Genomic DNA, 11,404 nt, shown 5'->3' with positions numbered 1-11,404 from the left:
ACTCACACGTTTCGGAAAATATCGGATTTACTACAACCATATAAAAAGGGGGCTTTCAGAATGAATCAAGAAACCAAATCAGGAATTTTGTATGCCGCAAGTGCTTATTTATTATGGGGCTTTTTGCCGATTTATTGGAAGCTGCTTGATGATACGCCTCCTGGTGAAATACTCGCCCACCGTATTCTGTGGTCTTTCGTCCTTATGATCGTAATCGTACTGGCCATCCAGAAATGGAAGGCTTTCATCCAGGAATGCAAAGCCATTATAAGAGACAAGAAAAAGTTTATCGGTATTACGCTTGCGTCTATCGCCATCAGCCTAAACTGGCTCACCTTCATCTGGGCAGTCAACAATGATTATGTCATCCAGTCAAGCCTTGGCTATTACATTAATCCACTTGTCAGTATTTTGCTGGGAATGATAGTGTTAAAAGAAACACTGACAAGGCGACAGCTATTATCATTTATTCTGGCTGGAATTGGTGTCATCAATCTCACCATCAGCTATGGTGTGTTTCCATGGGTATCATTATTGCTGGCATTCACTTTTGGCATTTATGGGTTGCTGAAAAAAACAGTCGATATCAGTTCCATATTCGGGCTGACCATCGAAACTATGATTGTAACGCCGATCGCATTGATTTATCTGCTCGCTGTTTCTGACAGTTCCATAGCGGCAGATGTCATGCTGTCCGGTACCGGGCTATTATTAATTGGAGCTGGAGTCGCCACTGCTGTCCCGCTTCTTCTGTTTGCCAGCGGTGCCAAGCAGATTCCATTATCGATGGTAGGCTTTTTACAATACATCGCACCGACCATCATGCTGATTCTCGGTGTGTTCGTCTATGAAGAAACGTTCTCCAGTGCACACCTGATGTCATTTGTTCTAATCTGGACAGCACTCATTATTTACATGGCATCCGCGCAACCCAGGCCGGCACAACGCCGTAAAAAAAATTAAAAAAGCGCTTGACGAATATGCCAAATCATGTATATAATATTCATTAAATTAAGTAAAATTAAATCTCTTATCAAGAGCGGTGGAGGGAATAGGCCCTGTGAAGCCCGGCAACCATCAAGGCAAACTGAAAAGTCTTGAAAGGTGCTAAATCCTACAGGTCAAGAGAGATCTGGAAGATAAGAGGAGGATCGGTTACATAGAAAACCCTCTTCTCTTATGAAGGGGGTTTTTCATTTTCTCTCCTCTTCCTCCAGAACACAGGAAAACTCGAGGGGATTCTTCTTTTTTTCCGAGGTCAGATGCCGGATTGTGTGCGGAATTAGGTAGATAGCCGATTGTAACTTCGACCCTTATTCCATCCACGGGCTATGCTTTCCGATAGCGGCATTAGGCTCATTCTCACAAAGCAAGATAGAATATTTTTCAAAACCATAAGGAGGAATTTTTATGACCGATTTTCATTTGCCGAGCCAGGAAACACAACTGCTTCACGGGGGACAGAAACCGGACCCGACGACAGGTTCACGTGCGGTTCCGATCTATCAGACAACTTCCTATGTATTTGAGAACACTGAACATGCCCAAAATCTTTTTGGATTGGCGGAACCGGGCAATATCTACAGCCGTATCATGAACCCAACCATTGATGCTTTTGAGACTCGGATTGCCTTACTGGAAGACGGTGTTGCAGCCGTCGCAACCTCATCAGGCATGGCAGCCATCACACTATCCATTTTAAATATTGCCGGCAGCGGCGATGAGATTGTCGCTGACAGCAATCTGTACGGGGGAACGTACAATTTATTTGCCAATACATTGCCAAAGTACGGAATTGATGTGACATTCGTTGATGGAACAGATCCCGAAAGCATTCAAAACGCCATCACCGAAAGGACGAAAGCGATTTTCGGTGAAATTATCACCAATCCAAGCTTGAACGTTTTTGATGTCGAAACCGTTGCCCGAATTGCACATGATCATGACATCCCGCTAATCATAGATAATACGTTCGCAACACCATATGTCACCAAGCCACTGACATGGGGTGCTGACATCGTGGTACATTCAGCCACCAAATGGATCGGCGGCCATGGAACAGCCATTGCCGGGGTTGTCGTTGACGGCGGACGATTCAATTGGGGCAATGGGAAATTCCAGGGATTCACCGAACCGGATGAAAGCTACGGTGGACTGCGCTATATTGACGTTGGTCCTGCAGCTTTTGCCACAAAATTCCGTGTCCAGCTCCTGAGAGACATCGGCGCCTGCTTGAGTCCGCAAAATGCGTTTTTATTGCTTCAGGGACTTGAAACACTGCATTTGAGAATCGAACGGCACAGCCAAAATGCTGCAGTGGTCGCGGATTATCTGGATAAACATCCTGCAGTCGAGTGGGTCAACTATCCGGGATTGACAGAACATCCTTCTCATCCGTTAGCCAACAAATATTTACAAAACGGCTATGGATCCATCATTACGTTTGGCATTAAAGGTGGTAGTGAAGCAGGCAGACAATTAATCGACAACATTACGCTATGGTCACATGTCGCCAATGTTGGGGATGCAAAGTCACTCATTATTCATCCGGCTTCGACAACCCATCAGCAATTGAGTGCAGAAGATCTGGAAAAGAGTGGTGTGACAGAAGAATTGGTCCGTCTTTCAATCGGGCTTGAATCTACCAAAGATACGCTAGCTGATCTGGATCAGGCGATTGCCAAAGCAACCGGTGAAGCCCCAACCATTCAGTCAACAGAAGAAGATGCCATTCATTGGCTGCTCGCTTCTCCTTTTGACCGTACCAATGGAGAAATTCGTCAAAAAGTCATTGCTGTATTCGGACTGGATAACTCGGACCAATCCTTTTACGACCATGTTAAACAACTGCAGCAGCTGGGCTTTCAAATCGTTCCAATCGCCGCATCTGAAGAAGTCGTTTTAAATCATCAATCGTTTGACCAGTTAAATGATGTGCCAGTCACCGTAGATGCCATTTTGACTAATGAGCAAGCACTTCCACCAAAAACCATCGAGCAACTAAACAATAAGGAAGGCAAAATTTTTTGGGCACAAAGCCCTGTTGCAGCAGATCAGATGCTTGAAAACGCACAGGAAGCAGGGATTACCGTTATTACTGGTAAATATGCGTACCAGGAAGCCGTTCGCATCCGTGGGAACTCCGCCCGGCAAGAGACCGTACAAATACCGCAAGGATAAAAACTGAAATAAAAAATACCAATTTTTAAAAATTCGTCTCCAGGGAGGCGAATTTTTAAGTTTTTACATGATGAATATCGGGGATTAGTCAAGCACAATCATGATATAATGAGAATGTACAGGAAAAGCTAATACTTGCAAAACCATTCGCTGCATATTTACGATGGAACGTGTTACATCTTATACTGCCTCACTTTCCTGAGGATAGAGGCCAAGCTGGTGAAAATCGGCAAATAGCTGATTTCGGTATCGAAAGTTTCTCTACTCCCAGAAAAAATTGACCACAGGTGTGAAAATCATGAACAGACGATACATGCTCATCATTTTGGGGATACTGCTTGCAGGCATCACTTTCTTTCTGATTGTCCAGCAGCAGGAAACACCGAGCCAAGAATCGAACAATCAAGTGACTCAACAGGACCAAACCAAAAATACGGAAACCTCTTCCAATAAAACGGATACAGCGGATGATGAAGATGTTTCAACTGAAGAAGCCACAGAAGAATCCGTCAGCCAATTGCAGGAATTATTCCAGCAAGCAGTAAGCCGTACAGTGAACTTTTTCATGAGTCGGGATACACACATTACGGCAATTGGTGATTCGCTAACACAAGGTGTCGGGGATAATGTAGTGGATGGCGGTTATGTTGGCATACTTGATAAAACCATTAATGAAAGTATTCAATTAGTATCATTTGATCAATACGGTAAACGCGGTAATCGTTCTGACCAGCTTCTCGAACGGCTAAATAAACAAGAAATAGAACAATCCATTGAACAATCTAATATCGTCCTGATCACGATTGGTGCAAATGATATTATGCAAGTAGTCAAAGAAAATTTCACCAGCTTGCAAATAGAAGATTTCACAACGGCTAAGCGGGCTTATGAAGACCGTCTGCATCAGATTTTTGATAAAATAAATGTTTTGAATCCAAATACGGATATTTATCTAATCGGTATTTACAATCCTTTTGTAAACTATTTCGGGGACATTGAAGAACTTGAAATGATCGTGAATAGCTGGAATGAAACGAGCCGAAATGTAACGGAACAGTATCATGATACGACATTTATACCCGTTGCTGATTTGTTTGAAGATACGGATAAAGATTTATTCGCAGACGATAATTTCCATCCGAATCATCAGGGATATCAGCAATTTACCAGACGGGTGCTGGAATTTTTAACAGATCAATAGGAGGTAGGCGCTGTGCCGAAACATCAAAAACAAAAAAATAAGTGGAAGCAGCTGTTTTTCTGGCTGGCAGGCGTAAATGCGCTTGTCCTTCTAACCATTACGGTATTCGTTTTCTGGCCTGTACAGGAAACAGCACCGCCTGAGCCATCAGTGGAAAATACACAGCGCAGCTCGGAATTTACGGTCCGTACCACCAAACAGAATTTAAATGAATTGGTAAATGCCTATATTGATAACCTTTTAAAGGGAAGCAGCCATCAGTACAGTGTTTCACTGGATGAGGATGTCGAACTGGTTGGGGAACTTCCCGTTTTTTCATCAACTGTGCCGGTGTCTGTCCATTTAGAACCGCTTGTACAGGAAAATGGCGATGTGATTCTGGAGCAAAAATCGATTTCTATCGGGCAGCTCGCACTCCCGAACAAAAAAATTATGGCATATTTGAAAAAGTACTTGCCAATGCCGGAATGGGTCACGGTAGATCCGGCAAATGAGGAAATTTATGTAGCAGTTACCGATATGAACATCAGAAGTAACTTCCGTGTTAGTGTGGCACATATAGATCTCGAAGCCAATAACCTGGCATTCAATATCGAAGTACCGTACGAATCGCTGGGGATTGAGATGACGGATTAGATGGAAATCGACCTAGTACCGATTCCTTTTATGTTTCGGAAGTTACACGAGTCTAATCCTCATACACTTCCATCATTTGCCGGATTTGCTTTTTGATCCGTTCTGCCAAATGGTCCGGTGACAGCACTTTGGAACGGTTGCCCCATGTCAGGATCCAGTTAACAAGCCCGTCCGATAGCTTAGCTTTCGTTGACAGCACAAAGTGGTCATCATCCAGCTCCCTGATATCCGCCTCCTGTCCGAACCTGTCCAGCACAACATTGACCAAACTATTGTGAAAGCGGATTTTCACCCGCATTTCCTCACCGGCAAACATATGAAAACTCTGATCCACATATTCCTGCAAATTGAACGCCCGCTTTTTAAATGACTCGCTGCTGACACTGATATTGCGGATGCGGTCAAGCCGGTAATGCCGTATTTCATTCGTATCCTGAAAAACACCGATCAAATAGTAGTAATCATTTTGCCAGATCAGTGCGTATGGTTCCACATAGTAGTAGCTGCCATCCCGGTGTCGCACAAATTCCTTTTTGACATTGAATTTCCCGTACTGGTACGTAAGGACTTTTCCCTCCGAAATAGCCCGGTGCACCGCATCAATATTCAGTTTAACCAGTTCGTAGTCTATATTGGCTGATTGACTGAACAAAATGGGTTCCGGCAGTGTCTTGGCAATATGACCGCTTGTCATATGTTTCACCTTTTTAATCAGCTTTTCCTTTTCATTTTTTGTAATGAAACGCGCCGATAAAATCGCATCGATAATCAGCCTTAACTGGTAGGTTTCAAATAGCCGACTCTGATGGCTATATTTGATTTTTCCGTATCGCCCCTGATTCCGGACAATTTCAAAGTCCATCTCATCAAGCGTCTCCAGATCCCGCTTGATTGTCCGCTTATCAAATGTAGCATCACCAGTTACTGCCCGTAGTTTTTCAATCAATTGATCGACGCCCAGATCATGATACTCATCCGTTTCATTAAATAAGATTTCCCGCAATTGCAGCAGGCGGTAATTGCTGCCCCGTTCCATTTACGTTTCCCCCTTATGTAACAAGAACCTCTGCCTCTAACTATACAGTTTCTTCTCATTTGATGACAAGTTGTTTTACTTTTTTGGATATTGAAAAGAACAAGGATTGTTTCTTCATTCCCATTTGCTCGAACTTGCGGGACATGGCACACTGGTAATCTTCCAGCGTCCCCTGATAGATCAATTGCATCCCTTCATGGTTGCGGATATCTGCCGGGGTTATAAAACAGTTTGGCTTGTGGAAACGGATTGCTTTGACATCGCTTAGTACTGTCGCAACGAACTGTGAACAAAATAAAGCATTTTCCCTGTTCAGCTCAATTCTTATGAGCACGCCAAGCAAACCTAAAAAATTATATTTATAATTGTGCTTACGCAGTTCGATTTCCGCAATCCGTTTTTTTACATTGCTGCATTCTTCTTCCGTAAGCTCGAATGCGTATATCGCACAATCTGAATTCCTGAAAAAATCACTGTAAATATCCTCTTTGACAAACCCGCCAATAAACGGATTCCGCGGTCTTTTTCTCCCAAAACTGTAGACTTCCTGCAGTGCGGGATCAAATGCAATAGAAACATGATTTAACGGCTGTTTTGTCACAAAATTAATCACCCGGGTCAGATATGTACCCGTATCCGTGAAGAGAAAATAAACGGTTTTCCCTTTCATGAACCTTCCCCTCCAACATGATGCCTTTTCAGATTGTTTACTGTGAAAATATTTGGCTTTATTCATTATTGCATAAGTTCATCAAAAAATATAGCTCTTTTTCAACATTTTCAGGAGCCGTAAACATTGACGAAATGTCTCAAATCCCTTAAGCTAACGGTGATTATGATTATTGGAGGACGTTGACGGATGATAACGGTTAATAATGTAAGTCTGCGATATGGGGATCATAAATTGTTCGAGGATGTGAATCTAAAATTTACACCTGGCAACTGTTACGGTGTCATTGGGGCGAATGGTGCCGGCAAATCCACGTTTTTGAAAATCCTTTCAGGTGAAGTGGAACCGCAATCCGGTAATGTTTCGTTATCTTCGGGCGAGCGTATGGCTGTGTTAAAGCAGGAGCACTTTGCCTTTGAAGAATATGATGTGCTGGAAACTGTCCTGATGGGCCATGAACGGTTATATGAAGTCAAGCAGGAAAAAGATGCGATATACATGAAGCCAGATTTTTCCGAAGAAGACGGCATCCGCGCTGCTGAACTTGAGGGTGAATTTGCTGAAATGAACGGCTGGGAAGCAGAGTCCGACGCAGCCGTTCTGTTAAAAGGACTTGGTATTGATACGTCCCTTCATTCAGCAAAAATGGCGGAATTGCCCGAAGACCAGAAAGTTAAAGTATTGCTTGCACAAGCACTCTTTGGAAATCCGGATATTTTACTTCTGGACGAACCGACAAATGGTTTGGACATTCACGCCATTCAGTGGCTGGAAGAATTTCTGATCAACTTTGAAAACACAGTGATCGTTGTTTCTCATGACCGCCACTTTTTAAATAAGGTATGCACACACATTGCAGATGTTGACTACGGGAAAATTGAAATCTACGTCGGCAACTACGATTTCTGGTATGAATCCAGCCAGCTGGCTAAAAAAATGGCTCAGGAAGAAAATAAGAAAAAGGAAGAAAAAATTAAGGAACTGAAATCGTTTATCGAGCGATTCAGTGCCAACGCTTCAAAATCGCGTCAGGCAACATCACGAAAAAAATTGCTCGACAGCATTACACTGGATGATATCAAGCCATCATCGAGAAAATACCCGTATATTAACTTTACACCTGATCGGGAAATCGGCAATGATCTGCTGTTTGTTGAAGGTCTGACCAAAACGATTAATGGAAAGAAAGTGCTTGATAATGTCAGCTTCACCGTAAACAAGGATGATAAGGTAGCGTTCGTTGGTAAAGACGATTTAGCTAAAACAACCTTGTTTGAGATTTTGATGGGCAACATGGAACCAGATGCCGGTACGTACAAGTGGGGTGTAACAACTTCACAATCGTATTTTCCACGGGACAATTCAGCCTATTTCGAGGAAAATGATCTACCGCTGGTCGACTGGCTCCGGCAATATTCCCCGGAAGATGAAACCGAGACATTCTTGCGCGGGTTCCTTGGGCGGATGCTGTTCTCGGGTGATCAGGCCTTGAAACAAGCAAGTGTCCTGTCCGGTGGTGAGCGTGTCCGCTGCATGCTGTCAAAAATGATGCTGTCAGGTGCCAATGTGCTGATTCTTGATGAACCGACGAACCATCTGGATTTAGAGTCCATCACATCGCTGAACAACGGGCTTAAGAAGTTTAAAGGATCTATTCTGTTTACATCACATGATCATGAGTTTATTCAAACGATTGCCAACCGGCTGATTGAGATCACACCGAATGGTATTGTTGATAAAGAAATGAGCTATGACGAATATATTGCGGATAAGGCCCTGCAGGAGAAGGTTGAGGCCATGTATGCGGGCTAATTTGACCTGCCTGTAGAATGGCCCTTTGGAATTTGTATGTAACTCGCATATCTGAACAGTGCTGTCGCTCGAGTTGAAGCTGTTCTCGCTCAAGTTGGGGCTATCCTCGCTAGAGTTGAAGCACCGCTCGATCTAATGATCCACCGTTCTATTTAACATCCGAAATTCAGTAAAAAAACGTTCCCTGACCTAATACAGGGAACGTTTTTTACATCCTATTTCGTCCGAAGTTTTGGCAACATTTCGGCTGTCATCCTATCAATATCATATTCCGCCTTGAATCCCCACTCTTGTTCTGCTGCGGATGAATCCAAATTATCCGGCCAGCTTTCGGCAATTTTCTGTCGGACAGGATCAACATTATAAGTCAGCTCAAATTCCGGAATATGTTTCCTTATCGCCTTTGCAAAGTCCTCTGGTGCTGCTGATATAGCTGAAATATTATAGGCATTGCGGTGTACCAATTTATCAGGATCAGCCTCCAACAGCTTGATGATTGAATTCAATGCATCCGGCATGTACATCATGTCCATGTATGTTTCCGCAGCAATATAAGAGGTATACTTTTTCGACTTAACTGCTTCATAATAAATCTCCACAGCATAATCAGTCGTTCCCCCGCCTGGTGGTGTCACATACGAAATCAGGCCGGGATAGCGGACACCTCGTGTATCCACCCCATAGCGGTAAAAATAGTAATCGCACAGTAATTCACCGGCCACTTTGTTGACACCATACATCGTCGTCGGACGCATAACCGTTTCCTGTGGTGTATTCTTTTTTGGCGTTGCCGGTCCAAATGCGCCGATGGAGCTCGGCGTAAAAAATTGCAATTCAAGTTCCCTGGCTACTTCAAGAGCATTCATCAGGCCGCCCATGTTCAAATCCCATGCTATTTGCGGGACAGCTTCTGCTTTGGCTGACAACAAAGCAGCTAAATGCATGATCGTATCCACGTTATGTTTCTTAGCCGCGTCATATATCGCTTTTTCGTCCGTTACATCAACAATTTCAAACGGACCTTCCTCCTCATCTTTTTGCCAAAGATCGGAGCCAATGACATTGGATGTTCCGTAATGTTCCCGTAATGTACTGACAAGCTCCGAGCCGATTTGACCCATAGCACCTGTAACCAGAATTTTTTTCATGTTCTTTTCCTCCAGCTAGTCCTTCCGTAATGATGTCATGTCATGAAGTGATTGAAGCGGCTGGCTAACCGATTCATTCATGATTTTTACCTATATCTGATTTGGACAAATTGTGAAATAAAGCTCTATCTGATCTCAACCTAAATAAGTCCTAATTCCTTACCGATTTTTTCATATGCAAAAAGCGCATTATCAAGCATTTCCTTTGTATGGGCTGCTGTCGGCATATTGCGTACGCGTCCTGTTCCTCTCGGTACGGTTGGGAAAACAATTGATTTTGCATAAACGCCTTCTTCATAAAGACGTTTGCTAAAGTCTTGAGTATCTTTTTCGTCACCCAGAATACACGGTGTAATTGGCGTTTCGCTGTCGCCGATATCGAAGCCGAGCTTTTTGAGGCCATCTTTCAAATATTGGCTGTTCTCCCACAGTTTTTCATTTAAATCGGTCGATTCCATTAAAAGGTCAACCGCTTTTGTGCTTGCCACTGCATCAGCTGGTGAAACAGCTGTTGAAAAAAGGAACGGACGGGAGCGAACTTTCAGCCAGTCGATGAGTTCTCCTTTTCCAGCAACATATCCCCCGATTACACCGATCGCTTTGGATAGAGTGCCCATTTGAAAATCAACTTTATCCTGAAGCCCGAAATGTTTAACCGTACCGGCTCCTTTACCCAATACACCTGAACCGTGGGCATCGTCAACATAGGTGATCAAATCAAATTCCTCAGCAACTTCCACAATCTCCGGCAGTTTGGCAACATCTCCATCCATGGAAAAGACGCCATCGGTAATCACCATCACTTTATTGTACTGCCCGGATTCGACCGCTTCTTTTGCTTTTGCCCGCAAGTCGTCCATATCTGAGTGACTGAAGCGAATAATCTTTGCCTTGGACAAACGACAGCCATCAATAATTGATGCATGGTTCAATTCATCAGAAAGAATGGCATCGTTTTTATCCATCACGGCTGAAATGGCAGCCATATTGCAGTTGAAACCAGACTGATAAGAGATGACCGCTTCTGTCCCTTTGAATGCCGCCAGTTTTTTCTCAAGCTCAAGATGCAGATCCAGCGTTCCGTTGATGGTACGGACAGCACCCGCACCAACACCGTGTGAATCAACCGCGTCTTTGGCAACTTCCTTCAGACGGTCGTCGGTTGCAAGTCCCAAATAATTATTCGACGAAAGATTAACCAGCTCTTTTCCATCAATGTTAATAATCGGACCGTTTGCACCCTGTACGGGATCAATCTCATTGTAAAGCCCGCGTTCTTTTAAATCGGTAATATTCTCTTCCAGAAAAGATTGCAATGCCTTACTTGTCATTCCTATTTCCTCCTTATTATGTAAGCGCTTTAATCATCTCTCATTCATTAAACTAACATATTCCACTATCGAGTTTAACACAAGACATGATTTTTTGGTATTTGCATACAAACCAAGAGCCCAGTTCTTCCATAAATATTTCATTTTTGTAAGATTTACCTGTCATTTTGTAATGAAAATCGATGGTTTATCCCGTTCTATTTTATTATACTTAATATAGCTCATGAAAGAGAGGAAACAAACGATGAAACAAGTATTGATGGCATTATTTTTTGTTTTGATTGTCACTTTCAGTATTGTTGGTTACACGCAAACATACGAAGATACAGAAGATATTGTGGATAAAGAGGATCGTAATGCTGTTATATTAAATTAAAAAGAGGAAGCATT

At 43.1% G+C, this 11,404-nt stretch carries 10 protein-coding genes and 1 riboswitch; of the genes, 6 read left to right on the top strand and 4 right to left on the bottom strand.

Annotation, left to right across the window (positions count from 1 at the left end; all coding sequences use genetic code 11):
* The first annotated feature begins 60 nt into the window (after positions 1–60).
* The 4 genes from rarD (at position 61) to BM195_RS06845 (ending at position 5,017) form a co-directional block, all read left to right on the top strand.
* Positions 61–963 carry an EamA family transporter RarD gene (rarD, locus tag BM195_RS06860; protein ID WP_090235616.1) on the top strand — a complete coding sequence of 301 codons (903 nt, stop codon included), beginning with the start codon at positions 61–63 and terminating at the stop codon, positions 961–963.
* Positions 964–1,027: 64 nt separating this feature from the next.
* Positions 1,028–1,146: riboswitch (SAM riboswitch) on the top strand.
* 264 nt (positions 1,147–1,410) lie between these two features.
* On the top strand, positions 1,411–3,180 hold the full coding sequence (locus BM195_RS06855) for a PLP-dependent aspartate aminotransferase family protein (protein WP_090235614.1): 1,770 nt from the start codon (positions 1,411–1,413) through the stop codon (positions 3,178–3,180).
* Between the two features lie 298 nt (positions 3,181–3,478).
* Positions 3,479–4,381 (top strand): SGNH/GDSL hydrolase family protein, encoded by a 903-nt coding sequence (locus BM195_RS06850; RefSeq protein WP_090235612.1) that lies wholly within the window; start codon positions 3,479–3,481, stop codon positions 4,379–4,381.
* A 12-nt stretch (positions 4,382–4,393) separates the two neighbouring features.
* Positions 4,394–5,017, top strand: coding sequence for a YpmS family protein (locus BM195_RS06845; RefSeq protein WP_090235609.1), 624 nt, complete (start codon positions 4,394–4,396; stop codon positions 5,015–5,017).
* 52 nt (positions 5,018–5,069) lie between these two features.
* Here the strand turns inward: BM195_RS06845 and BM195_RS06840 are convergent, their stop codons facing one another.
* Positions 5,070–6,053, bottom strand: coding sequence for a helix-turn-helix transcriptional regulator (locus BM195_RS06840; protein ID WP_090235606.1), 984 nt, complete (start codon positions 6,051–6,053; stop codon positions 5,070–5,072).
* 55 nt (positions 6,054–6,108) lie between these two features.
* Positions 6,109–6,723, bottom strand: a complete 615-nt coding sequence (locus BM195_RS06835; RefSeq protein WP_090235603.1) for a hypothetical protein — start codon at positions 6,721–6,723, stop codon at positions 6,109–6,111.
* A gap of 189 nt (positions 6,724–6,912) precedes the next feature.
* Between BM195_RS06835 and BM195_RS06830 the strand changes: the two genes are divergently transcribed.
* The gene (locus BM195_RS06830) at positions 6,913–8,535 is read left to right on the top strand and encodes an ABC-F family ATP-binding cassette domain-containing protein (protein ID WP_090235599.1); all 1,623 of its coding nucleotides are present in this window, start codon (positions 6,913–6,915) and stop codon (positions 8,533–8,535) included.
* A gap of 215 nt (positions 8,536–8,750) precedes the next feature.
* On the opposite strand, the gene BM195_RS06825 is transcribed toward BM195_RS06830, so the two are convergent.
* Both BM195_RS06825 and BM195_RS06820 read right to left on the bottom strand, forming a co-directional pair.
* Positions 8,751–9,683 carry an L-threonine 3-dehydrogenase gene (locus BM195_RS06825; protein ID WP_090235595.1) on the bottom strand — a complete coding sequence of 311 codons (933 nt, stop codon included), beginning with the start codon at positions 9,681–9,683 and terminating at the stop codon, positions 8,751–8,753.
* A 140-nt stretch (positions 9,684–9,823) separates the two neighbouring features.
* Positions 9,824–11,014 carry a glycine C-acetyltransferase gene (locus BM195_RS06820; protein ID WP_090235592.1) on the bottom strand — a complete coding sequence of 397 codons (1,191 nt, stop codon included), beginning with the start codon at positions 11,012–11,014 and terminating at the stop codon, positions 9,824–9,826.
* 244 nt (positions 11,015–11,258) lie between these two features.
* Between BM195_RS06820 and BM195_RS18815 the strand changes: the two genes are divergently transcribed.
* A complete protein-coding gene (locus tag BM195_RS18815; RefSeq protein WP_280141243.1) occupies positions 11,259–11,390 on the top strand; it encodes a hypothetical protein in 132 nt (43 codons plus the stop codon).
* The last annotated feature ends 14 nt before the right edge of the window (positions 11,391–11,404 follow it).

Origin of the sequence: Lentibacillus halodurans, from assembly GCF_900112045.1 — a bacterium.
Classification (GTDB): domain Bacteria; phylum Bacillota; class Bacilli; order Bacillales; family Amphibacillaceae; genus Lentibacillus; species Lentibacillus halodurans.
The sequence above is the reverse complement of the archived record's forward strand: the minus strand, read 5'-3'. Positions and strand labels throughout refer to the sequence as shown.